Origin of the sequence: Nocardioides sp. BE266 (assembly GCF_031457855.1) — a bacterium.
Taxonomy (GTDB): Bacteria; Actinomycetota; Actinomycetes; order Propionibacteriales; family Nocardioidaceae; genus Nocardioides.
Genome location: NZ_JAURTI010000015.1, coordinates 1 through 22,027, shown reverse-complemented (window position 1 = coordinate 22,027; position 22,027 = coordinate 1). Strand labels below are relative to the sequence as shown.

Genomic DNA, 22,027 nt, shown 5'->3' with positions numbered 1-22,027 from the left:
GCCGGACTGGCTCCACTTCTACAATCACCACCGGATCCACTCCGCAATCGGCGGCACGCCCATCAGCAGGAACAACAACCTGCCTGGACATCACAGCTAGGCGCGGATCGCCGCCGGGAGGCCGTCAGAGAACACCTCGGGCGTCGCCGGGAACGACTCCGAGACGCCGAGCGAGTGGCGTACAGCGGTCCAGGCTGCGGCGCACGCGTCGAGCAGGTCGTCCTCGCCGAAGCCCGACCCGCGGAACCACGGCGGAGCGACGATGCCGTGCGCGGCCAGCGCCTCGCGTCGTACGCGCACACCAGCAGGCTCCTTCTTGCGCTCGAGCAGCGGGTGGCCGGCCATCCGGGTGAAGCTCAGCTCGGGGTGCACCTCGACGACCGTGACGCCCGGGTCGGAGCGCACCCAGGCGTCCACCTGGAGGACCTTCTCGCGCAGTGCGTACGCCTGCGCGCTGACGCTGGTGCGCCCGTCGGTCGCCGCCAGATTGGCTGCGCGGCCCTCCTCGTAGGTGGCGGCCTCGAGAGCGGCACGCACGGGCGTGGAGAAGAGCGAGGACGACTTGCCGACGAGCTCGCGGCGGGCCTCGGCGTCGGCGAGGCGACCGCTGCTGTCGGGCAGCCCGATCGGGATGTCGACCGCGACCACGGCGACGTCGTGGCTCTCGCGCACCAGGGCGACGAGCCCGGAGATGGTCGGCGCGACGAAGACCGAGGCGCGACGGTCGGTGTCGAGGACGACGCCGACCCAGCCCGACGGACAGGCGTCCACGCCGAGCACCGGCGCGTCAGGCGCGAGGACGGGAGGTGGCTCGGCCTCCTCCTGACCGGCGGGGGCGACGTACCTCGCCTCGCGCTCGTCGCTGAGGGCCGCCTCGATGCGGGCGAGCATGACCTCGCCCATCGGCGGGAGGCCGGTGACCGGCCACCAGCGCACCTCGGTCGACTCGTCGTCGCCGACGTGCGCCTCGCCCTCGACCCAGGTGCAGGCGAAGGTGAGGTCGAGGTAGGTCGCGCGGTCGCCGTTCTCGTGGACGATCTCGCCGTGCACGCGGGTGGCAGCCAACCGGTCGACGCGAATCCGGACGCCGGTCTCCTCCATCGCCTCGCGCGCGGCTGCCACGGCGGGCTCCTCGCCGGGGTCGGGGATGCCGGTGATCGGCGCCCACCGGCCGTTGTCGGAGCGCTTGACCAGCAGCACCTGGTCGCCGCGGCGCACCACCGCGGTGACACCGGGCAGCCAGAGCGGGTCGTGACCGATCTTGCGGCGGACCTCGACGACGAAGTCGGGGATCGGGCTCACGAGGTGAGGGCCTCGACCACGGTCTCCTGGAGGTAGCCGACCCACTCGTAGATGTCGTGCGCCTGGGCGCGCGGGTCGTCGTCGGGCAGCGAGTGCCAGTAGGCCTCGTCGCCGGCCTCGACGCCGAGCCGGGTGGCCAGCGCGAGCCGGATGTCGGTGAACGCGCGCATCCAGGTCTCGGCCTCGGAGCGGGTCAGCTCGACGTCGAAGACGAGCCCCTCCTCGGTCAGCTCGGGCGGCAGCCCGGCGTCCTCGAGGGTGTCGATGATGAGCCCGGACGCGGCGGCCTTGCCGTCGCGCAGCCCGCCCTCGGTGAAGCGGCGGAAGTCGGAGGCCGCCTCCTCGTCGTCGGGGTAGGCGGTCGGGAAGAGGCGCGCCAGCACCGGGTCCTCCGGGATCGTGGTCGCACCGGAGAACTCCGCCATCAGCGCCTCGAACGGGTCGGCGGCCGGGTGGGCCGGCTCGGCGCGCTCGTTGCGCAGCAACTCGACGATCTGCGACGCCAGCGACCGCAGCAGGTCGGCCTCGAACCCGGTGAAGGTGGCGATGACCCGGTCGGACTTCAGGTGGTGCTCGAACCCGCTCATCCTCAGCCGGCCTTCTCCATCGTCGCCCAGAGCCCGTACTCGTGCATCGCCTGCACGTCGCGCTCCATCTCCTCGCGCGTGCCGGTGGACACCACGGACTTGCCGTCGTTGTGCACCTCGAGCATCAGCTTCTCGGCCTTGTCGCGGTCGTATCCGAAGTACTTCTGGAAGACGTAGGACACGTAGGACATCAGGTTGACCGGGTCGTCCCAGACCAGCGTCACCCACGGCTTGGAGAGGAACGTGATCTCGTCAGGAGTCTGGGTCGGTTCGACCTCGACGGGACTTGCGGCTGACACGGGGCCATCGTGGCACAGTGTCGGTCGTGACTGGCTCAGCCCACTCGGCGGCGCTCCTGACCGACCACTACGAGCTCACCATGGTGCAGGCGGCCCGACACGCCGGCACCGCCGACCGCCGGTCGGCCTTCGAGCTCTTCCCGCGGCGACTGCCCGAGGGGCGCAGGTACGGCGTCGTGGCCGGCGTCGGCCGTGCCCTCGACGCAATCGAGGCCTTCCGCTTCGACGCGGCGGCGCTGGCGATGCTGGAGGGCGTGGTCGATCCCGACATGCTCGAGTGGCTGGCGTCGTACCGCTTCACGGGGGACGTGTGGGGCTATCCCGAGGGTGAGGTCTACTTCCCGCACTCGCCACTGCTGGTGGTCGAGGGCACCTTCGCCGAGGCGGTGCTGCTCGAGACCGTGCTGCTCTCCATCTACAACCACGACTCCGCGATCGCCTCGGCCGCCTCCCGGATGACGCTCGCCGCCGCCGGTCGGCCGTGCATCGAGATGGGCTCGCGCCGCACCCACGAGCAAGCGGCGGTCGCCGCGGCCCGAGCGGCGTACATCGCCGGCTTCGACGCCACGAGCAACCTGGCGGCGCGGCAGCTGCACGGCGTGCCGAGCACCGGCACGGCCGCGCACTCCTTCACCCTGCTGCACGACACCGAGCGCGACGCCTTCGTCGCGCAGGTCGAGAGCCTCGGCGTCGGCACGACCCTGCTCGTCGACACGTACGACGTCGCCGAGGCGGTCGCCCTCGCCGTCGAGGTGGCCGGCACCAGCCTCGGCGCGGTCCGGCTGGACTCCGGCGACCTCGGCGAGATCGCTCGCGAGGTGCGCGAGCAGCTCGACGGGTTGGGCGCCACCTCCACGCGGATCGTCGTCACCAGCGACCTCGACGAGCACGCCATCGCCGCGCTGGCCGCGGCACCGGTCGACGCGTACGGCGTCGGCACCCAGCTGGTGACCGGCTCGGGCCACCCGACCTGCGGCTTCGTCTACAAGCTCGTCGCCCGCGAGGGCGGCGACGGCGAGCTGGTCCCGGTGGCCAAGAAGTCGACGGACAAGGTGTCGATCGGTGGCCGGAAGTACGCACTGCGCCGCCGCTCGCCCTCGGGCCGCGCCCAGGCCGAGATCATCGGCATCGGCGAGCCGCCGGAGGACGACGGCGACGACCGTTCCCTGCTCGTGCCGCTCGTCGAGGCCGGCGAGGTCGTCGGCCGCTCCACGCTGGAGGAAGCCCGCACCCGCCACCGCACCTCCCTCGCCGAGCTCCCCCGCGCCGTCACGATGATGTCTGCCGGTGAGCCGGTGATCCCGACCCTCTTCGAGCAGTAGGTCAGGTCTCGATACGTCCCGTCGCGACCTCGTTCCTCGGTCGCGGGGACACTCGACCTCCTACGCCACGCACGGCGCGACTCCGTCGCACCCCGCTAGGCTCCGGACATGGCACGGGCACTGATCGTGGTCGACGTCCAGAACGACTTCTGCGAGGGCGGGTCCCTCGCGGTGGCCGGGGGTGCCCGCGTGGCCGCCGACATCGGCGAGCTGCTGCACCGCTGGTCGGCGAAGGGCGAGGACGCGCCGTCGTACGACGTCGTGGTGGCCACCAAGGACCACCACGTCGACCCGGGAGACCACTGGGCGGCCAAGCCCGACTTCGCGGACTCGTGGCCGGTGCACTGCAAGGTCGGCACCGAGGGCGCCGGCTTCCACCCCAACTTGGACCCGCAGCCCTTCGACGAGGTGTTCTTCAAGGGCGAGCACGCGGCCGCCTACTCCGGCTTCGAGGGTCGTACGACGACCGGCGACACGCTCGCCGACTGGTTGCGCGCCCGGTCGGTCACCGCGGTCGACGTGTGCGGCATCGCCACCGACCACTGCGTGCGGGCCACCGCGCTCGACAGCGCCCAGGAGGGCTTCGAGACCCGCGTCCTGACCGCGCTGTGCGCGGGGGTCGCCGAGGACACGACGGCGTCCGCGATCACCGAGATGACCGGCGCCGGCGTGGAGATCGCCTGATCAGCACCACTTCTCGGTGACGGTCCGCAGCACCTTGACCGTGCGCGCGGTGCCCTTGCCGAGTGCGGTGAACTCCTTCGAGGCCAGCAGCTTCGAGGTGTGGATGTTGCCGTCGAGGAGGACGTAGGCGGCGCGGCCGTCGACGACGACCGTCTCCCCGTCGTGCTCGAGCGCGTGGACGGCCTTCGCCGTCGCGGCCGTCGGGGCTGCGGAGAAGAGGGTGACGTAGTGCTGGCCGGAGGGGTCGTGCTCGGCGTGCAGCTCCTCCGCGCGAGCGGTGAGCGCGGCGAGGTCCTTGGCCGTGAAGACGATCGTCGGCACCTCGAAGCCTGCCTCGGCGGCGTACGCCTTCTCGAGCGCGGCCTGCACCTTGGCCACGGAGCGGGCGGAGTGCGTCAGCCGGACGTTGCCGGTGTTGATGTAGGTCTCCACGTCGGAGCCCCCGGCTGCCTCGGTGGCGGCCTTGATGGCGTCCTTGGGGAACTTCCGCGTCGGGCCGAGGTTGATCGCGCGCAGGAAGGCGACGTAGGTGGGCATGACCCGATCATGCCCAACCGGGCGCGGGACGACGCCTGTCTAGACCGGGTCTATGGTGGCGCACATGAAGACTCGAGCTCTCGCCATCGGATTCAGCACCCTCGCCCTCGCCCTCGTCGCGGGCGGTTGCGCCAAGGAGGACACCTCCACCACCACCGAGTCCGGGGTGAAGCTCGTCGAGGGCGGCACCCTCACGATCTGCACGCACCTGCCCTACGAGCCCTTCGAGTTCACCGAGGGAGGGGAGGTCGTCGGGTTCGACGTCGACGTGCTCAAGATCGCCGCCGACTCCCAGGGCTGGGACACCAAGGTCGTCGACATCGGCTGGGAGACCATCGTCTCCGGCGAGGCGCTCAACACCGGCCAGTGCGACGTCGCCGCCGGCGCCATGTCGATCACCGACGAGCGTGCGGCGGTCATGGACTTCAGCGACCAGTACTTCGAGGCCAAGCAGGCCCTGATGATGAAGAAGGGCGCCGGCTACACCACCCTCGACGACCTCGCTGGCAAGACCATCGCCGTGCAGGACGCCACCACCGGCGCGGACTACACCCGCGAGAACGCACCCGACGACGCCAAGATCGTGTCCTTCGAGGACTCCGCGCTCATGGAGCAGGCGGTGAAGACCGGCAAGGCCGACGCAGGCGTGAACGACAACGGCCTGCTCAACTACTTCGCCAGCCAGAACCCCGACGTCGAGGTCGGGGCCGAGTTCGAGACCGGTGACGTCTACGGCTTCTCGGTGAAGAAGGGCGACAACGACGAGCTGCTGAAGATCATCGACGACGCCATCGCGAGCAACGACTACGACACCGCCTACCAGACGTGGTTCGGCGACGCGGCCGGCAGCTGACCGGGAAGCGGACCTGAGTCATGGCGAGTCCCCGCCAGCGCGCCGCGCGGCTGCGCTACGCCCAGTACGCCGTCCTGGTGCTCGTCCTCGTGGCGATCGTCACGCTGGCGGACTGGGGCGAGCTCCGGCGCGCGTTCTTCGACTGGGCGATCGTCAAGGAGCAGTTCCCCCGGGTGCTGACGATCGGCCTGAAGAACACGATCATCTACACCGCGTGTGGCTTCACCTTCGGCCTGCTCCTCGGCCTGGCGCTGGCGCTGATGCGCCTCTCGAGCGTCGGGCCCTACCGCTGGATCGCCACCGGTGTCATCGAGCTGTTCCGCGGCCTGCCGGCCCTCGTCGTCTTCATCGCGCTGGGCGTCGGCTTCAGCCTCGCCTTCCCCGACCGTGAGATCCCGTTCGGCAACCTCGGCATCGTCACCCTGGCGCTCGGCCTCGTCGGCGGCGCCTACATGGCCGAGACGATCCGCGCGGGCATCCAGGCCGTGCCGAAGGGCCAGATGGAGGCGGCCCGCTCGCTCGGCATGACCCACACCCGGGCCATGGTCAGCGTGGTGGTCCCCCAGGCGTTCCGCATCATCCTGCCGCCACTGACCAACGAGCTGATCCTGCTGACCAAGGACTCCTCGCTCGTCTACATCCTCGGGCTCGCGCTCGAGGACTACGAGCTGACCAAGTTCGGCCGGGAGGGCATGAACACCGCCGCCAACCTGACCCCGATCATCGTCATCGGCCTCTGCTACCTGCTGATCACGGTGCCGCTGTCGATCGTCGTACGCCGCATGGAGAGCCGCGCGGAGAGGGCCCGCTGAGATGACCACCGAGACGACCCGCACGCCGGGCGACCGCTCCACCGCGGCGATCGACGTCCAGGACCTCCATAAGTACTTCGGCGACAACGAGGTGCTCAAGGGCATCGACTTCCACGTCGGCCACGGACAGGTCGTCTGCGTCATCGGCCCGTCGGGATCGGGAAAGTCGACCCTGCTGCGCTGCGTCAACATGCTCGAGATCCCGACCAGCGGGAAGATCTTCGTCGAGGGCGAGGAGATCACCGACCCGGACGCCGACGTCGACAAGCTGCGTGCGCGCATCGGCATGGTGTTCCAGCAGTTCAACCTCTTCCCGCACATGACCGTGCTGCGCAACCTCACGATCGCCCAGGAGAAGGTGAGGGGACGCAAGAAGGACGAAGCCGTCGAGATCGCCCGCAGCACGCTGGCCAAGGTCGGGCTCTCGGAGAAGGAGTCGGCCTACCCCGCACACCTCTCCGGTGGCCAGTCACAGCGGGTGGCGATCGCCCGCGCGCTGTCGATGAGCCCCGACATGATGCTCTTCGACGAGCCCACCTCGGCGCTCGACCCGGAGCTGGTCGGCGACGTCCTCGCGGTGATGAAGGACCTCGCGTCCGAGGGCATGACGATGATGGTCGTGACCCACGAGATGGGCTTCGCCCGCGAGGTCGGCGACAACCTCGTCTTCATGGACGGTGGCGTGATCGTCGAGCAGGGCGACCCGCGTCAGGTCCTCGCCGATCCGCAGCACGAGAGGACGCAGTCGTTCCTCTCGAAGGTGCTCTGACCGGTCAGCCCCGCTTGCACTGGCTCGGCGGAGTCTTGGCCGGGTCGAAGATGTACTTCGGGGGCGCGATGGGGTTGCCGTCCTGCGACTCCTTCATCGTCATCGCCCACCAGCCCGCCTTGCGGGTCTCGATGTCGGCCAGCGCGTCCTCGGGCACGTCGTTCCACATGTTCAGTACGTCGACGCTCACCTCGATGAAGTGCGTGCCGTGCTGGGTCACGACGCCCTTGGCCTCGACGTCCTTGAGCCCGGCGGGCACCTCGGGGAAGAGGCCGCGCGGCATGCCGGTGAGGACCTCCTCGGCCGGGATGCCGACGGCGACGCCGTCGCCGGAGAGGCGGATGGCACGGGCGGCGGTCACCGGCCAGGTCGGGTCCAGGTCGCTCGGCAGCGCCCAGCTGCGCCCCTCTTGGTCGTCGGTGATGTCGACCCAGCAGTTGGCGGCGTTGGGCCCCCAGACCTCGCTGTTGAAGTAGGTGCGGCCGGCCACGACGAGGTAGTCGACCTGCTCGACCTTGCCGTCGATCGCGGAGTCCATCGAGAGCTCGCTGTAGCCCGTGGAGGGGCTGTAGCGGCCGTCGAGGTCGAAGATGCGCTTGCCGCCGTTGTCAGGGTTCTTGGTGAGCAGCTGCCCGTGCCACTCCATGATGCCCATCTTGTTCACCTGGGCGACCATGGCGTCGAGCTGCTCGCCCTCCATGACCACGTCGGAGGTCTTGGTGGAGGCGGCCGTGCCGGAGCCTCCGCAGCCGGACAGCGTGAGGAGCAGGACTGCGCCGAGAGCCGAGGTCGCAGCCAACAGAGGACGACGTGCCACAGGTGTGCCTATCCGCTCCGCAACGAGGTCCGCCCTCGTTGTCCTGCGGCAGCCTAGGACCCGGACCCTGCCGTGTCCGCAGAACCGCACATATCACTTCGGCGCGCGGGTGCACTGACTGGGCGGGGTCACAGCAGGGTCGAAGACGTACTTCGGCGGGGCGATGCTGTCGTCGTCCGGTGACTTCTTCATCGTCATCAACCACCAGCCCGCTCGTCGGGTCTCCAGGCTGGCCCGCTGCTCGTCGGGCACGCTCTTCCAGAGGCTCACCAGGTCGATGCCGACCTCGATCAGGTGCCCGTGCGGCGCGATGACCGCGCGCGCCTCGGTGTCGTACGGGACGCTCGGCACGGTCGGGAAGAGGCCGCGCGGCATGCCGGCGAGGACCGCCTTGAAGGGCAGCGTCGCGTCCACGTCGTCGCCGGCGAGCTTCAGGGGACGAGCCCCGGACAGCGACCACGCCGGGTCGAGCTCGGTGGGGAGGCCCCAGCTGCGGACCGCGTCGCCGGTGATGTCGGCCCAGCACCCGTCGGCCTCGGGCCCCCAGTCCTCGCTGTTGAAGTACGTGCGCCCGTTGATCACGAGGTAGTCGACCTGCTGCGCCTTGCCACCGAGCGTGGAGGTCATCGACACCTGGCTGTAGCCCGTCGACGGGCTGAACCGGGAGCTGAGGTCGAGCAGGGGCTGGCCACCCTTGTCCGGGTCCTTGGTGAGCAGCTCGCCGTGCCACTCCACGATGCCCATCTTCCCCACCTGGGAGACGAGGTCCTCGAGCTGCTGTCCCAGCAGGGCGGGGTCCTGGGTCTTGCTCGCGGCGGCGGACCCGGAGCCGCCGCAGCCGACGGCGCCGAGGAGCAGGACGACGGAGAGGGCCACGGCCCACGATTGGTTGCGACGTGCCATCGGTGTCCCCGATCGAGTCGGCGACGAGCTCCGTGCTCGTACGCGCGGCATCCTAGGAGCGCTCGACGCGGCCTGTCAGACGAATGGCAGAACCCGTTCAGCTCGCCATCCAGCGCCGCGCCGCCACGACGACCTCCTCGGTGAGGTCCGCGACCAGCGTCGAGCCCAGCCGCCAGTGCTGCCAGAACAGGGGCACCTCGGGTCGCCGACCGGGTACCAGCTCGACGAGCTCGCCGCGCTCGAGCTCGTCGACCACGTCGGACTCCGGCAGCAGCCCCCACCCCATCCCCACCCGGATCGCGCGGTCGAACTCGCGCACCGAGGGCAGGTACGTCACCGGGGGCGCGAGGTGGCGCCGGGTGACCCGGCGGATGAAGTCGTGCTGGAGGGAGTCGCTGCGGTCGAAGGCGACGATCGGCGCCTCGGCGAGCGTCGCCGAGCCCACACCGTCGGCGAAGTGGGTGGCATGGAAGTCGGCCCTGGCCACGGCGGCGTACCTCAGCCGGCCGAGCCGTACGACGCGACAGCCGGGCACCGGCTTGGGCTCTCCCGTGATGGCAGCCACCACCTCGCCGCGCCGGAGCCGCTCGGCCGTGCGGGTGTGGTCCTCACGCACGACCTCGAAGACCACGCGGTGCCGCGACTGCACCTCAGCCAGTGCGTCGACGAACCAGCCGTAGAGGGCGTCGGCGTTCACCGCGATGGGCAGGGAGGTGTACGCCGACCCCTCGTCGTCGGCCTCCTCGACGAGCTCGGCGACCGCCTCGCGCTCGAGGATCTCGCTCTGGGTGGCCAGCCGGACCAGCACCTGGCCGGCCTCGGTGGGCTCCAGGGGCTTGACCCGGTGCAGCAGCACGCGGCCGATCCGAGTCTCCAGCGCCTTGACCCGCTGGCTCACCGCGGAGGGCGTGACATGCAGCTCGCGGGCCGCTGCCTCGAAGGTGCCGAGGCGCACCGCGACGGCCAGTGTGCGCAGGGCCACAGGGTCCAGCTGGGTGACGTCTTTCATACTTAGAGATTCTAATGATTCGTCAAAATAGTTCGCTGGATTGAAGGCTTACGACCTTCTACCGTTGTAGGCATGTTCCAGGTTGTCCTCACCGGTCTGCTGACCGGACTCGCCCTCATCGTCGCCGTCGGCGCGCAGAACGCGTTCCTCCTCCGCCAGGGGATCCGCGGTGAGCACGTGCTGCCCATCGTGCTCACGTGCCTGCTCTCCGACGTCGTCGCGATCACGGCCGGCGTCGCCGGCCTGGGCGTCGTGCTCGAGCGTTGGCCGGCGGTCCTGCCGGTCGCCCAGGTGCTCGGCGGGCTCTACCTGATCGCCTTCGGCATCCACGCCGCGATGCGCGCCTGGCGCCCGGCCAAGCTCGAGGCGGGCGAGGGCGCGGCCCTGACCCCCGGCCGTGCGGTCCTGCTGACCCTCGCGCTCACCTGGCTCAACCCGCACTTCTACCTCGACGCCGTGCTGATGCTCGGCACGGTCGCCAACAGCTTCGGCACCGACCGCTGGTGGTTCCTCACCGGCACGCTGCTCGCGAGCCTGATCTGGTTCTTCGGCCTGGGCTACGGCGCGCGCCTGCTGCGCGGCCTCTTCGCGCGACCGACCGCCTGGCGCGTGCTGGACTCCGCGATCGCCGTCGTGATGGGCACCCTCGGCGTGGGGCTGCTCGCGCACTGACTCCGAGTGGGAATACATAGGATTCCTATGTAATTATGCAGAGGTGACCGACGACCTCTCCACCCTGGCCAGCGACCTCGTCGTCCTGGCCTCGCGCCTGACCCGCGCCGTACGACGCGAGGTCGAGCACCCCGCCGGCGCCCGTACGCTGTCGCTGCTCGACGAGCACGGCCCGTCCGGCGTCACCGCGCTCGCGGCCGCTGACCGCTGCAGCCAGCCGACCATGACCGCCACGGTCAAGGCGCTGAGCGAGCAGGGGCTGGTCGACCGCGAGCCGCACCCGACTGACGGCCGGGCCCACGTCGTCGTGCTCACCGACGCCGGACGCGCCGAGCTGGCGCGCATCCGCCACGCCAACGCCGCGCTCGTCACCGCACGGCTGGCCGCCACCCACCACACCGCCGAGGAGGTCGCGACCACCGTCGCGGTGCTCCGGGACGTCCTCGACCTGCACCCCCAGGAGGACACCACCCCGTGACCACGTCCGCTCCTTCCACCGCACCGTCCATGCTGCGGCAGCCCCGCGCGGTCTGGGCCGTCGCCTTCGCCTGCGTCATCGCCTTCATGGGCATCGGTCTCGTCGACCCGATCCTCAAGGAGATCGCGGCCAAGCTCGACGCGACCCCGAGCCAGGTCTCGCTGCTCTTCACCAGCTACATGGCCGTCATGGGCGTCTCGATGCTCGTGACCGGCGTCGTCTCCAGCCGGATCGGCCCCAAGCGCACACTGCTCGCCGGCCTCGCGCTGATCATCGTCTCCGCCGCGCTCGCGGGCATGTCCGGCAGCGTCGGCGCCGTGATCGGCTTCCGCGCCGGCTGGGGCCTGGGCAACGCCCTCTTCGTGGCCACCGCGCTGGCCACGATCGTCAGCGCATCCGCCGGCCCGGTCGGGCAGGCGATCATCCTGTTCGAGGCCGCGCTCGGCCTCGGCATCGCCTCCGGCCCGCTCATCGGCGGCCTGCTGGGCCAGGTCTCCTGGCGCGGCCCGTTCTTCGGCGTCTCGGTGCTGATGACCATCGCGCTCGTCGCGACCGCGTTCTTCCTGCCCTCGACTCCCCCGGCCGGTCGTCGTACGTCACTGCTCGACCCGTTCCGCGCGCTGCGCCACCGGGCCCTGCTGCTCCTCGCACTCGTCGCGATCTTCTACAACCTCGGGTTCTTCACGCTGATGGCCGCCGGGCCGTTCGCGCTGCCGTCGTACTCGATCATGGGCATCGGGTGGACGTTCTTCGGCTGGGGCGTGCTGCTCGCGGTGACCTCGGTGTGGCTGGCGCCCGTGCTGCAGCGGCACTTCGGCACCCTGCCGACGCTGACCGCCGTGCTCGCGCTCTTCGCGCTCGACCTCGCCGTGATGGCGCTCGGCGCCGCGCACGAGCCCGTCGTGACCGGCGGCATCATCGCGGCCGGCGCCTTCTTGGGCGTGACCAACACCCTCGTCACCGAGGCCGTGATTGGCGCTGCGCCGGTCGAGCGGCCGGTCGCGTCGGCGGCGTACTCCTTCGTGCGCTTCACCGGCGGCGCTGTCGGCCCGTGGGTGGCGCTGAAGCTCGCGGAGAACGTCGACCTGCACGCGCCGTTCTGGTTCGGCGCGGGCGCGGTCGCGATCGGCGTGGTCGTCGTGGCCGCCGGCTCGCGCACCATCGGCACGGCCCTCGCGTCATCGCCCGAGCCGCACGGCGTCACCGAGGCCGAGAGCGAGCTCGTCGGCGACCTCGCCTGAGTGTCGTACGACCGGTGTGGGCGTGGCGCAGTAGCGTCGCGCCCATGCCGTGCGACTACTGCGGGAAAGACTTCGACCCGATCTCCACGCGCTGGCTGTGCCCGCACTGCCACATGAAGGCCAACTGCTGCGACGGCGCCCCGCTCTAGGGAGCCAGCTCGCTCCCCTGCTCGGCCAGCGCCTCGCCCAGGCGGGCGATCGCGATCGGGCCGACGCCGTGCATCGCGGCGAGCTGCGCGGCGGAGTACGACGCCACCTGCTCGAGCGTGGTCACCCCCGCCTCGCGGAGGGCGCGGGTCGCGGGAGCTCCGATGCTGCGCGGGAGGGGCGTGCCCTGCTCGCGCGGCGCCCGCACCCGCGGCTCCGGCAGGCCCGCGTCGACGACGGCCTCGCCGCGGGGCGAGAGCAGGTAGCCGATCGCCAGCGACTCGGTCAGCCCGAGCTCCTTGAGCTTGCGGACGTCCTTCTTGAAGTCCTGGGTCTCGCGACCGACCTGTGCTGCGAGGTCGGGCGCGCGGACCGTCGGGTTGAGGTCGATCAGGTCGAGCGTCTCGCGCGTCCACGCCCCGTAGGGCGACGACGCGTCGAGCCGGTCCAGCCGGGCGGTGATCGTGGCGATCTCGCCGGCGTCGGGGACCGCCGAGCGCAGCGCCTCGCGCGGGTCGGGACCGGCGTACGCCACCCCGATCCGCCAGGCGGGGTCGTCCGGCCTGGCCGCCAGGGCCTGCTTGAGCGCGGCCAGCGACGGGGCGCCGGCCCGGCGGGCGTCCTCGGCGCGGAGCTGGCTCATGCTCACCTGCTCGACCGAGGTGACCTCGATGAGCCCGACCCCTGTCCGCATCCGGGTGCCGACGACGACCCGCGGCTTGGCCCACCGCCGGAACGCGAGGTCGATCGTGCCGGCCTTGATCGCGGCCAGCTCGGCCGGTCGGATCATCATGCGAGCACTCTCTCAAATGCCGACGAGCGGTGGTCAGGACTTCGATACGCCCTGATCGCGCCCTCGCAGGCTCGGTCGCGGGCCTACTCAATCTGGCAGAGCCCACGCGACGACCTCGTTCCTCGGTCGCCGCTGCTCGTCACAGGTTGCCGCGCTTGTCCTGCTCGCGCTCGATGGCCTCGAAGAGGGCCTTGAAGTTGCCCTTGCCGAAGCCGAGGGAACCGTGGCGCTCGATCAGCTCGAAGAACACGGTCGGGCGGTCGCCGAGGGGCTTGGTGAAGATCTGGAGGAGGTAGCCGTCCTCGTCGCGGTCGACCAGGATGCCGCGCTTCTGCAGCTCCTCGATCGGCACGCGGACCTCGCCGATGCGGGCGCGCAGCTCCTCGTCCTCGTAGTAGGAGTCCGGGGTGTTGAGGAACTCCACGCCGTTGGCGCGCAGCGCGTCGACGCTGGCGATGATGTCGCCCGTGGCGACGGCGAGGTGCTGGGCGCCGGGGCCGCGGTAGAACTCGAGGTACTCGTCGATCTGCGACTTCTTCTTCGCGATCGCGGGCTCGTTGAGCGGGAACTTCACGCGGTGGTTGCCGTTGGCCACGACCTTCGACATCAGCGCGGAGTAGTCGGTGGCGATGTCGTCGCCGATGAACTCGGCCATGTTCACGAAGCCCATGACGCGGTTGTAGAAGTCGACCCAGTTGTCCATCTCGCCGAGCTCGACGTTGCCGACGATGTGGTCGAGCGCCTGGAAGAGGCGCTTGGGCTGGCCGTCGCGCTTCTCCCAGCGCGGCTCGACGGCCTGGTAGCCGGGGAGGTACGGGCCCGCATAGGTCTGGCCGTCGACGCTGCGCTGGACGAGCGTGTGGCGGGTCTCGCCGTAGGTCGCGATGGCGGCGATGCGGACGGTGCCGTGCTCGTCGCTGACGTTCTCGGGCTGGCGGAGCACGGTCGCGCCGGCCTTGACGGCCTGGGTGATGCACTGGTCGACGTCGGGCACCTCGAGAGCGATGTCGACGACGCCGTCGCCGTGCTTGGCGTGGTGGGCGATCAGGTCGCTGTCGGGCGAGACCGCACCGCTCAGCACGAACTTGATCGAGCCCGACTTGAGGACGTACGACTTGTGGTCGCGGTTGCCGTTCTCGGGGCCGCTGTAGGCGATGAGGTCCATGCCCCACGCCGAGGCGTAGTAGTGGGCCGCCTGGGTGGCGTTGCCCACCACGAAGCAGATCGCGTCCCAGCCGGTGACCGGGAACGGGTCGGACTCGGCGTCGTACTCCACGAGGCCGACGAGCTGCTGGAGCTGCTCGAGGGACAGGTCGGCCTTCATCTCGTCCACGGTCAGGGCGCCACCGGTCGAGGCGATGTCAGTCGTCATGCGGCCAACCCTCCCAACGTGCGGCAAGGTGTGCAACAGTACGACGAAACGTTGGGCACATTGCACAGCCGGAGGGGCCAGATGGACGAGATCGACGGCAAGGTGATCGAGATCTTCGCCCACGAGCCGCGGCTCGGGGTGCTGGAGGCGAGCCGACGACTCGGCATCGCCCGCGGCACCGTCCAGGCGCGGCTCGACAAGCTCGCCGCGGCGGGCGTCGTCACCGGCTGGGGACCCGACCTCTCGCCCGAGGCGATCGGCTACCCGGTGATGGCGTTCCTGACCCTCGAGATCCGGCAGGGTGCGGGCCACGACGCCGTCGCGACCCACCTGGCACGGATCCCGGAAGTGCTCGAGGCCTACACGATCACCGGTGCCGGCGACATGTGGGCGCGCGTGGTCGCGCGCTCCAACGCCGACCTCCAGCGCGTCATCGACCTCGTCCTCACCGAGCCCGGCATCGACCGCTCGACGACGGTCATCGCGCTCGCGACGCAGATCCCCTACCGCGTGGTGCCACTCGCCAGGGCGGCGGTCACTCCCCCGCCCGCATGATCAGGCAGGTCGAGGTCGCGTGGGCGACCAGCCGGCCCGCGCCGTCGGTCAGCTGCGCCTGCGCGAGCGCCGTACGACGTCCGCGCTGGATCACGGTGCCCTCGCACGTCAGCAGCCCGGAGTCGACGGTGACCGGCCGCAGGAACTTCACCGTCAGGTCGACCGAGGTGTAGAGCTCGCCGACGGCCAGCGTGGTGTGCACCGCGCAGGCGGCGGCGGTGTCGAGCAGCGTGGAGATCACGCCGCCGTGCACGCCGCCGAGCGGGTTGTAGTGGAACTCCGCGGCCGGCATCTCGACCACGACGCGGCCGGGCTCGGGCCGCAGGTCGGTGAAGCCGAGGGTGTCCATGATCGGCGGGTGCGGCAGCTCGCCGTCGCGCATCGCCTGGAGCTGCTGCAGCCCGTCGAGCTCGAGCAGCCGCGTCAGGTCGGCCTGCCCGGGCGTGGCCCACGAGAAGGTGCGGCTCTCCGTGGCGTACTGGTCCTGGGTCTGCGTCATGGACCCAGCGTGGCACTGCTTGCCTGAGTCTGTCAACGAGACCTAGGCTGGCGGGATGACCGTCACCTCCCCGACCGCGCTCCAGTGGTCCACCGACAACTGCACCGTCGGCCGGGCGATGGAGGTGCTCGGCGAGCGCTGGACCTTCGTGGTGCTGCGCGAGGTCTTCAACGGCGTACGCCGCTTCGACGACATGCGCCGCCACTCCGGCATCCCGCGCCAGGTGCTCACCAACCGGCTCACGCTGCTCGTCGACGCCGGCATCCTGCGCCGCGAGCCCTATCGCGAGCCCGGCCAGCGCGAGCGGCACGAGTACCGCCCCACCGACAAGGGCTTCGACCTCTACCCCGTCCTCGTCGCCGTCCGGGCCTGGGGCGACCGCTACCTCGCCGACCCCGAGGGCTCCCCCGTCGAGTTCGAGCACGTCGGCTGCGGCGCGCAGGTCGACGTGGTGCTGCGCTGCCGCGAGGGCCACGAGGTCACCGGCCGACGCGACGTCACGACCCGGCCGGGCCCGGGCATCAAGCCGTTCACCGGGGCCTGAGACCTCAGCGCAGCCGCTCGGCGACCTCGGCGGCGGCCGCGATCACCTGCGGCGCCACCACCGACTCGTCGATCGAGCCGTCGAGGGTCACGATCCCGACGCTCGCGCGCAGCCCCTCGACCCCGCGCACGGGCGCGGCCAGGCCGCGTGCCCCGCTCTGCAGCTCACCGCTCGTGACGGCGTACGACGCCTCGCCCCCGTCGAGCAGCGTGATGGCCTTGCCGGCAGCGCCCTGGGAGAGCGGGTGGCGCGCGCCGACGCGGTAGGCCACGTGGAAGTCGGTCCACGTCGGCTCGACGACCGCGAGTGCCAGGGCCTCGTCGCCGTCCGCGACGGTGAGGTGGGCGGTCGACCCGATCGCCTCGGCGAGCGAGCGGAGCACCGGCATGGCCAGGTCGCGCAGCAGCGGCTGCACCGCGCTGGCCAGTTGCAGGACGCCCAGCCCGACGAACAGGCGCGAGCGCGCATCGCGGCGCACCAGGCCGTGCTGCTCGAGCGTGCTGATCAGCCGGTAGACGACCGTGCGGTTGACCGAGAGGCGGCCCGAGAGCTCGGTGACGGTCAGGCCCTCCGGGCTGTCCGCAAGCACCTTGAGCACGCGCAGGCCGCGGTCCAGGGTCTGCGAGGTCTCCGCGGGCACAGGGCCACTATGTCAGTGCCGTGGGGATCTCAGGAGGTCTGACGCATGGCCCACTCGCGGATCCGGGTGATCCGCTCGTGGAGCTGCTCGGCGTTGGCGACCGCGGCCGGCGGCCCGCCGCACTCCTTGCGGAGCGCCGAGTGGGTGATGCCGTGCGCCTGGCCCGTGCGGTGGTGCCACGCGGCGACGAGTCCGTTGAGCTCTCGGCGCAGCACGCCGAGCTGCTGGTGGGTGCTGAGCTGCTCGACCGAGTCGACGACCCGGTCCCCAGCGCCCTCGCTCGAGCGCTTGCGGGCACGCTCGCTCTGCCGCGAGTGCAGCAGCTCGCGCACCTGGTCGGGCTCGAGCAGGCCGGGGATGCCGAGGAAGTCCATCTCCTCCTCCGAGCCGACGTGCACCTCGCCGGAGTGCCCGAACTGGGCGCCCTCGTAGAGCACGTGGTCGAAGGACGCGGTCGAGCCGAGCGCCTCCCACGACATCTCGAGCTCGCCGGACGCGGCGTCCTCGGCGTTGGCCGCGGCGAGCAGGCCCTCCTCGGCGGCGAAGATGTCGTCCTCGTCGGTGACCCGGCGGCCGAGCACGTGGTCGCGCTGGGCCTCCATGTCGGAGGCGAACTCCAGCAGGTGCGGCACCGACGGGAGGAAGACCGACGCCGTCTCGCCGCGCGACCGGGCACGCACGAAGCGGCCGACGGCCTGCGCGAAGAACAGCGGGGTCGAGGTGGTGGTCGCCCACACGCCGACGGCCAGCCGCGGCACGTCGACGCCCTCGGAGACCATCCGGACCGCGACCATCCACCGCTTGTCGGAGTCGGAGAAGGTGGCGATCTTCTTCGACGCGCCCTTCTCGTCGGACAGCACGACGGTCGGCGCCTCGCCGCTGATCTTCTTCAGCAGCGCGGCGTAGGCGCGGGCGGTGTCCTGGTCGCTGGCGATCACGAGGCCACCGGCGTCGGGCACGTGGCGTCGTACCTCCGAGAGGCGCTTGTCGGCGGCCTCCAGCACGGCCGGGATCCACGAGCCCTGCGGGTCGAGCGCGGTGCGCAGCGCCTGGGCGTGCATGTCCTTGGTGAGCGGTTCGCCGAGGCGGGCGACGATCTCGTCGCCGGCCCGGGTGCGCCACTGCATCTCCCCGGAGTACGCCATGAACAGCACCGGCCGCACGACGTGGTCGGCGAGCGCGTGGGCGTAACCGTAGGTGAAGTCGGCCGTCGAGGTCGGGATGCCGTCGTCGCCGGGGGCGTAGCTGATGAACGGGATCGGGTTGATGTCCGAGCGGAACGGCGTGCCGGTCAGCGAGAGCCGGCGGGTGGCCGGGTCGAAGGCCTCGCGGACCCCGTCGCCCCACGACAGCGCGTCGCCGGCGTGGTGGATCTCGTCGAGGATGACCAGGGTCTTGAACCGCTCGGTGCGGATGCGCATCGCGAGCGGGTTGACCGCGACGCCGGCGTAGGTCACCGCGATGCCGACGTAGTCGTCGGAGGTGCGGCCCTTGCCCGCGGAGTACGCCGGGTCGATCGGGATGCCGGCACGCGCGGCGGCCTCGGCCCACTGGGTCTTGAGGTGCTCGGTCGGCGCGACGACGGTGATCCGGTCGACGACGCGGCGGCTCAGCAGGTCGGCCGCGACCGTCAGTGCGAAGGTCGTCTTGCCCGCGCCGGGCGTCGCCACGGCGAGGAAGTCGCGCGGCTGGCGGGACTGGTACTGGTCCATCGCCGCCTGCTGCCAGGCACGGAGGGAGGGCGCGGTGCCCCAGGCAGCCCGGTCGGGCCACGCGGGGGGCAGCGGCGCGTCAGGCCGCCCCGTCACTCGTCGGAGCCCGAGCCGTCGTCACCGGGGTTGAGCGACTCCCAGATCTCCTTGCACTCCGGGCAGACCGGGTACTTCTCCGGCACCCGGCTCGGCACCCACACCTTGCCGCACAGGGCGATCACGGGGGTGCCCATGACCATCGCCTCGGTGAGCTTGTCCTTGGGGACGAAGTGGGAGAACCGCTCGTGGTCACCCTCGTCCACGGGGACGGTGCGACGATCCTCGATCGTCTCGGTGCCCGGGGAGAATCCGATGGTGCTCATGATGGGAGAGCCTAACTCGGGACCTAGTTCATCTCGGGATCGACGGGCCGGTTCACGTGCCAGGCGAGCATCCCGGGCTGGCGACGCATCACGTCGCGCCACAGGCCCCGGGTGTCGCCCCGGAACGCATCGCCCGCCTCGGAGCTGACGACGTACCAGCTGCCCTCCTCGACCTCACCCTCGAGCTGGCCGGCGCCCCAGCCGGCGTAACCCGCGAAGACGCGCATCCGGGCCAGCGAGCCGTCGACGAGCTCCGCCGGGGTGTCGAGGTCGACCATGCCGATGAGGCCGGCGACGGGGCGCCATCCGACGGGTGCGTCCTGGACGTCGCGCAGCCGGGCGACCGCGAGCGCACCGTCGGTGCCGACCGGGCCGCCCCGGAACAGGACCTCCGGCTCGGACACGACCTCGCGCCAGGCCTCGAGCACGTCGGCGACCAGGACCTGCGAGGGACGGTTGAGCACGACGCCGAGGGCGCCCTCGTCGTTGACGTCGAGCAGCAGCACCACGGTGTCCGCGAAGTTGGGGTCCTGCAGGGCTGGTGTGGCCACCAGCAGCATCCCCGATGCCAGCTGCATGTCGTCCACTATCGCAACCAATCGCCCGTCCGGCGAGCCTGCTTCTGAACGATCAGGCCGCCAGCACGGCCCTGATCCGCTGGACCAGTGACGACGGGGCCGCCACCGCGGGGCGCACCGCGCCCGGGACGTACGACGTCCGCGCGGAGGCCTCGATCGTCCGGCCGACCCGCTGGGCGGCCTCGCCCGGCGCGCTGGCCCGACCGGCCATGAGCGCGAGCATCTCGTGCTCCTTGGCGTTCGCGATCGCGGTGGTCCGCGCCATCTCCGGGCTGGTGGGGTGGCTCGAGCAGTGGTCGATGACCGCCCGGATGCCGGGCATGTCCTCGGCGGCGGCGAGCCAGGCGAGGGCGACGGCGTTGTCGAGGTCGAGGGGTTGGTCGGCGAGCTCGCGCTCGATGTGGCCGGCGAGGCGGGTGTGCCAGCGCAGCTGCAGCGCACCGAGGAGCGTGAGCTCGTCGCCGAAGGTGTCGGCGACGCCGTCGACGTCCATCGGGAGGTGGGCGGGCTGGCGGTGCTCGGCCGGGGTCGCGAGGCGGGCGTCAGCGGTACGGATCACCTCGCGGAGCACGTCTCCGCGTCGGTGGTGGGACGTCCAGGTCATGGCGTTCTCCTTGTCGTACATACCGTGAGTACGTACTTTGAGTATGCCGGATGCCGGCGGCACACCGAAGAGGTCCGCGGGTGAGTCGGGTCACCTAGGCTGCGCGGATGAAGACGCGGCGGCAGCGCTACTCCGACTCGACCAAGCGCGCGCTGGTCGACGTGGCCCAGCAGCTGTTCACCGAGAACGGCTACACCGCCACCTCCCTCGACGCGATCGTCGCGGGCGCCGACGTCACCAAGGGCGCGCTCTACCACCACTTCAGCGGCAAGCAGGCGATCTTCGAGGCCGCCTTCGAGCGGGTCGAGTCGCGGGCGACGTCGGGCATCGCCGAGGCGACCGACGGGCACGACGACCCGTGGGAGAAGGCCCAGGCCGGGCTGCGCGCCTTCCTCGGCGCCGTGCAGGAGCCGTCGTACCGACAGATCGTGGTCGTCGACGGGCCGTCCGTGCTCGGCCACGAGCGGTTCCGCGAACAGGAGGAGCGCTCGACCTACGCGATCGTCGACCAGATCGTGCGCTCGGTGCTCACCTCGGAGGACTGGGACCTCGACGAGGCGATGCTCGACACCTTCACCAGGATCTTCTTCGGGGCGATGTCGGCGGCCGGCGGGTCCGTCGCGGTGAGCGAGGACCCTGCGGCCGCGGCCGACCGGGTCGAGGCCGCGATCGGCTTCATCATGGCCGGCCTCCAGCAGCTGCTGGAGACCGGCGCGAGGATGCCCGACGCAGGCGCCTGAGCCGCCCGGACCTACTTGGCGAAGGTGACGTTGCCGTTCACGGCCGGGACCAGCTCGATCCACGTGTGGCCAGCGGGGACGGTCAGGTCGCCCTTCTTGGTGGCGAGCTGGATGGCGCCGGTGAGGCCGTCCTTGGTCCAGGTGCCCTTGATGACCTTGCCGCCGTGGAACAGCAGCGCGGCGCCGGTGCCCTCGAACTTGGTCTCCGGCACCGGGTAGCCGGCGGGGTCGCGGTAGCCGGCGTCGCCGACCTTGACCCGCATCACCAGCACCGAGTCGGCCGGGAACTTGTCGCCGTCGGCGGCGTACGAGTTGGTGTTGACGTAGCTGCCGCCCTGGTACTGCCAGGTGGTGGAGTGGCCGCCGAAGTCGGCGGTGAGGGTGCTCGCCTTGGCGCCCTTGGGCAGGTCGGCCTCGGTGCCCCACGGCAGGTAGGCCGGCGGCTCCTCCTTGGCCTTGACGCCCTTGGCGATCTCGGCGAGGTGGGCGAAGAGGTTGTAGGGGGCCGAGCGCGTGGTGTCGCGGTAGACGCCCTTGGCGCCCTCGGTGATCCACGGGATGCCCGCGCCGTTGATGCGGTTGATGGTGACCTGGGCGGCACCGCTGGTCACCACGGTCGCGCCCTCGGGGACGATGCTGATGTCGCTCGCACGCATCGACCGCACCGGGCCGATGTTGGCGGGGACCTTGGAGTAGTAGAAGGCCGCGAGGCGGGTGTAGCCGCCCTCGACGAGCTCCTCCACGACCAGGTCGGCGGAGCCGAGCCCCACCTGCGGGGCACTGGAGGAGGTGTTGTCGACCTTCGTCACGATCACGGGGTGCTTGGGGGCGTTGCCGGTGCGCTCGAGGCCCGTCAGGGGCCAGTACGTCGGCTCGGGCGCCTCGCTCGTCTCCTGCGCCGACGGCTCGGAGGACGACTCGGACGACGCCGGCTCCTCGTCGCCACCACCGCACCCGGCGAGCAGCAGCGAGGCCGTGGCGAGCACGGCGACGACTGCCTTGGAGGAGGACGTGTGAAGACGGTGACGCACGGGGGAGCTCCGATCGGAGGGGGATTTGTGCCTTGCAGTGTGGGGGCGGGGGGGGGGCCCCCCGGGGGGGGGCCCCCCCCCCCGGTTAATAAACCAGTGGGCCAAAAAAAACACCCCCCACACCCCCGCCCCCGGGCGGCCCCCCCCCCCCCGGGTTGAACCCCC

The 22,027-nt window shown here is 71.1% G+C and carries 27 protein-coding genes; 11 read left to right on the top strand and 16 right to left on the bottom strand.

The window, feature by feature from the left end; translation table 11 throughout:
- Positions 1 to 96: 96 nt before the first annotated feature.
- The 3 genes from J2X46_RS23930 to clpS are packed head-to-tail and all read right to left on the bottom strand — an operon-like array spanning position 97 to position 2,188.
- Complete coding sequence (locus J2X46_RS23930) at positions 97 to 1,302, bottom strand: DUF429 domain-containing protein (protein WP_310255049.1); 1,206 nt, start codon at positions 1,300 to 1,302, stop codon at positions 97 to 99.
- On the bottom strand, positions 1,299 to 1,889 hold the full coding sequence (locus tag J2X46_RS23925) for a DUF2017 domain-containing protein (RefSeq protein ID WP_310255047.1): 591 nt from the start codon (positions 1,887 to 1,889) through the stop codon (positions 1,299 to 1,301). The genes J2X46_RS23930 and J2X46_RS23925 overlap by 4 nt, the downstream gene beginning before the upstream one ends.
- A gap of 2 nt (positions 1,890 to 1,891) precedes the next feature.
- Positions 1,892 to 2,188, bottom strand: coding sequence for an ATP-dependent Clp protease adapter ClpS (gene clpS, locus J2X46_RS23920; RefSeq protein WP_397215926.1), 297 nt, complete (start codon positions 2,186 to 2,188; stop codon positions 1,892 to 1,894).
- Between the two features lie 26 nt (positions 2,189 to 2,214).
- Here clpS and J2X46_RS23915 point away from each other — a divergent pair, with 26 nt between their 5' ends.
- Together J2X46_RS23915 and J2X46_RS23910 are read left to right on the top strand one after the other, a co-directional pair.
- Positions 2,215 to 3,510, top strand: a complete 1,296-nt coding sequence (locus J2X46_RS23915; protein WP_310255045.1) for a nicotinate phosphoribosyltransferase — start codon at positions 2,215 to 2,217, stop codon at positions 3,508 to 3,510.
- Positions 3,511 to 3,618: 108 nt separating this feature from the next.
- A complete protein-coding gene (locus tag J2X46_RS23910) occupies positions 3,619 to 4,194 on the top strand; it encodes an isochorismatase family protein (RefSeq protein ID WP_310255043.1) in 576 nt (191 codons plus the stop codon).
- On the opposite strand, the gene J2X46_RS23905 is transcribed toward J2X46_RS23910, so the two are convergent.
- The gene (locus tag J2X46_RS23905; protein ID WP_310255041.1) at positions 4,195 to 4,731 is read right to left on the bottom strand and encodes a DUF1697 domain-containing protein; all 537 of its coding nucleotides are present in this window, start codon (positions 4,729 to 4,731) and stop codon (positions 4,195 to 4,197) included.
- 64 nt (positions 4,732 to 4,795) lie between these two features.
- Here J2X46_RS23905 and J2X46_RS23900 point away from each other — a divergent pair, with 64 nt between their 5' ends.
- From J2X46_RS23900 to J2X46_RS23890, 3 genes are read left to right on the top strand one after another with little or no spacing between them, the layout of a single operon-like run.
- The gene (locus J2X46_RS23900) at positions 4,796 to 5,584 is read left to right on the top strand and encodes a transporter substrate-binding domain-containing protein (RefSeq protein WP_310255039.1); all 789 of its coding nucleotides are present in this window, start codon (positions 4,796 to 4,798) and stop codon (positions 5,582 to 5,584) included.
- 20 nt (positions 5,585 to 5,604) lie between these two features.
- Entirely contained in the window at positions 5,605 to 6,396 is a 792-nt protein-coding gene (locus J2X46_RS23895; RefSeq protein WP_310255037.1) for an amino acid ABC transporter permease, read from the top strand.
- Position 6,397: 1 nt separating this feature from the next.
- On the top strand, positions 6,398 to 7,165 hold the full coding sequence (locus J2X46_RS23890; protein ID WP_310255036.1) for an amino acid ABC transporter ATP-binding protein: 768 nt from the start codon (positions 6,398 to 6,400) through the stop codon (positions 7,163 to 7,165).
- A gap of 4 nt (positions 7,166 to 7,169) precedes the next feature.
- Here J2X46_RS23890 and J2X46_RS23885 read toward each other — a convergent pair whose 3' ends face one another.
- The 3 genes from J2X46_RS23885 to J2X46_RS23875 form a co-directional block, all read right to left on the bottom strand.
- Positions 7,170 to 7,982 carry a hypothetical protein gene (locus J2X46_RS23885; protein WP_310255035.1) on the bottom strand — a complete coding sequence of 271 codons (813 nt, stop codon included), beginning with the start codon at positions 7,980 to 7,982 and terminating at the stop codon, positions 7,170 to 7,172.
- 93 nt (positions 7,983 to 8,075) lie between these two features.
- Positions 8,076 to 8,858, bottom strand: coding sequence for a hypothetical protein (locus tag J2X46_RS23880; RefSeq protein WP_310255033.1), 783 nt, complete (start codon positions 8,856 to 8,858; stop codon positions 8,076 to 8,078).
- A gap of 124 nt (positions 8,859 to 8,982) precedes the next feature.
- Positions 8,983 to 9,894: a LysR family transcriptional regulator ArgP gene (locus J2X46_RS23875; RefSeq protein ID WP_310255031.1), complete on the bottom strand. Its 912-nt coding sequence runs from the start codon at positions 9,892 to 9,894 to the stop codon at positions 8,983 to 8,985.
- A 72-nt stretch (positions 9,895 to 9,966) separates the two neighbouring features.
- On the opposite strand from J2X46_RS23875, the gene J2X46_RS23870 reads away from it, so the two are divergent.
- The 3 genes from J2X46_RS23870 to J2X46_RS23860 are packed head-to-tail and all read left to right on the top strand — an operon-like array spanning position 9,967 to position 12,285.
- On the top strand, positions 9,967 to 10,566 hold the full coding sequence (locus J2X46_RS23870; protein WP_310255028.1) for a LysE/ArgO family amino acid transporter: 600 nt from the start codon (positions 9,967 to 9,969) through the stop codon (positions 10,564 to 10,566).
- A gap of 43 nt (positions 10,567 to 10,609) precedes the next feature.
- Positions 10,610 to 11,044 (top strand): MarR family winged helix-turn-helix transcriptional regulator, encoded by a 435-nt coding sequence (locus tag J2X46_RS23865; protein WP_310255026.1) that lies wholly within the window; start codon positions 10,610 to 10,612, stop codon positions 11,042 to 11,044.
- A 29-nt stretch (positions 11,045 to 11,073) separates the two neighbouring features.
- Complete coding sequence (locus tag J2X46_RS23860) at positions 11,074 to 12,285, top strand: MFS transporter (protein ID WP_310255024.1); 1,212 nt, start codon at positions 11,074 to 11,076, stop codon at positions 12,283 to 12,285.
- 145 nt (positions 12,286 to 12,430) lie between these two features.
- Here the strand turns inward: J2X46_RS23860 and J2X46_RS23855 are convergent, their stop codons facing one another.
- Both J2X46_RS23855 and hppD read right to left on the bottom strand, forming a co-directional pair.
- Complete coding sequence (locus tag J2X46_RS23855; protein WP_310255022.1) at positions 12,431 to 13,225, bottom strand: hypothetical protein; 795 nt, start codon at positions 13,223 to 13,225, stop codon at positions 12,431 to 12,433.
- A gap of 139 nt (positions 13,226 to 13,364) precedes the next feature.
- The gene (gene hppD, locus J2X46_RS23850; protein ID WP_310255020.1) at positions 13,365 to 14,597 is read right to left on the bottom strand and encodes a 4-hydroxyphenylpyruvate dioxygenase; all 1,233 of its coding nucleotides are present in this window, start codon (positions 14,595 to 14,597) and stop codon (positions 13,365 to 13,367) included.
- Positions 14,598 to 14,678: 81 nt separating this feature from the next.
- Between hppD and J2X46_RS23845 the strand changes: the two genes are divergently transcribed.
- Entirely contained in the window at positions 14,679 to 15,152 is a 474-nt protein-coding gene (locus J2X46_RS23845; protein ID WP_310255018.1) for an Lrp/AsnC family transcriptional regulator, read from the top strand.
- Here the strand turns inward: J2X46_RS23845 and J2X46_RS23840 are convergent.
- Positions 15,133 to 15,651, bottom strand: coding sequence for a PaaI family thioesterase (locus J2X46_RS23840; RefSeq protein ID WP_310255016.1), 519 nt, complete (start codon positions 15,649 to 15,651; stop codon positions 15,133 to 15,135). The genes J2X46_RS23845 and J2X46_RS23840 overlap by 20 nt on opposite strands.
- Before the next feature lie 55 nt (positions 15,652 to 15,706).
- Here J2X46_RS23840 and J2X46_RS23835 point away from each other — a divergent pair, with 55 nt between their 5' ends.
- Complete coding sequence (locus tag J2X46_RS23835; RefSeq protein WP_310255014.1) at positions 15,707 to 16,195, top strand: helix-turn-helix domain-containing protein; 489 nt, start codon at positions 15,707 to 15,709, stop codon at positions 16,193 to 16,195.
- A 4-nt stretch (positions 16,196 to 16,199) separates the two neighbouring features.
- On the opposite strand, the gene J2X46_RS23830 is transcribed toward J2X46_RS23835, so the two are convergent.
- The 5 genes from J2X46_RS23830 to J2X46_RS23810 all read right to left on the bottom strand — a co-directional run bounded on the left by J2X46_RS23830 (position 16,200) and on the right by J2X46_RS23810 (position 20,091).
- A complete protein-coding gene (locus J2X46_RS23830) occupies positions 16,200 to 16,835 on the bottom strand; it encodes a helix-turn-helix domain-containing protein (protein ID WP_310255012.1) in 636 nt (211 codons plus the stop codon).
- Positions 16,836 to 16,864: 29 nt separating this feature from the next.
- Positions 16,865 to 18,547 (bottom strand): DEAD/DEAH box helicase, encoded by a 1,683-nt coding sequence (locus J2X46_RS23825; RefSeq protein WP_397215911.1) that lies wholly within the window; start codon positions 18,545 to 18,547, stop codon positions 16,865 to 16,867.
- Between the two features lie 92 nt (positions 18,548 to 18,639).
- Positions 18,640 to 18,909, bottom strand: coding sequence for a DUF3039 domain-containing protein (locus J2X46_RS23820; RefSeq protein WP_310255010.1), 270 nt, complete (start codon positions 18,907 to 18,909; stop codon positions 18,640 to 18,642).
- Positions 18,910 to 18,932: 23 nt separating this feature from the next.
- The gene (locus tag J2X46_RS23815; protein WP_310255008.1) at positions 18,933 to 19,487 is read right to left on the bottom strand and encodes a YqgE/AlgH family protein; all 555 of its coding nucleotides are present in this window, start codon (positions 19,485 to 19,487) and stop codon (positions 18,933 to 18,935) included.
- Positions 19,488 to 19,539: 52 nt separating this feature from the next.
- The gene (locus tag J2X46_RS23810; protein WP_310255005.1) at positions 19,540 to 20,091 is read right to left on the bottom strand and encodes a hypothetical protein; all 552 of its coding nucleotides are present in this window, start codon (positions 20,089 to 20,091) and stop codon (positions 19,540 to 19,542) included.
- A gap of 107 nt (positions 20,092 to 20,198) precedes the next feature.
- On the opposite strand from J2X46_RS23810, the gene J2X46_RS23805 reads away from it, so the two are divergent.
- A complete protein-coding gene (locus tag J2X46_RS23805; RefSeq protein WP_310255003.1) occupies positions 20,199 to 20,831 on the top strand; it encodes a TetR/AcrR family transcriptional regulator in 633 nt (210 codons plus the stop codon).
- Positions 20,832 to 20,842: 11 nt separating this feature from the next.
- On the opposite strand, the gene J2X46_RS23800 is transcribed toward J2X46_RS23805, so the two are convergent.
- Entirely contained in the window at positions 20,843 to 21,862 is a 1,020-nt protein-coding gene (locus J2X46_RS23800; protein ID WP_310255001.1) for a DUF3048 domain-containing protein, read from the bottom strand.
- Between the last annotated feature and the right edge of the window lie 165 nt (positions 21,863 to 22,027).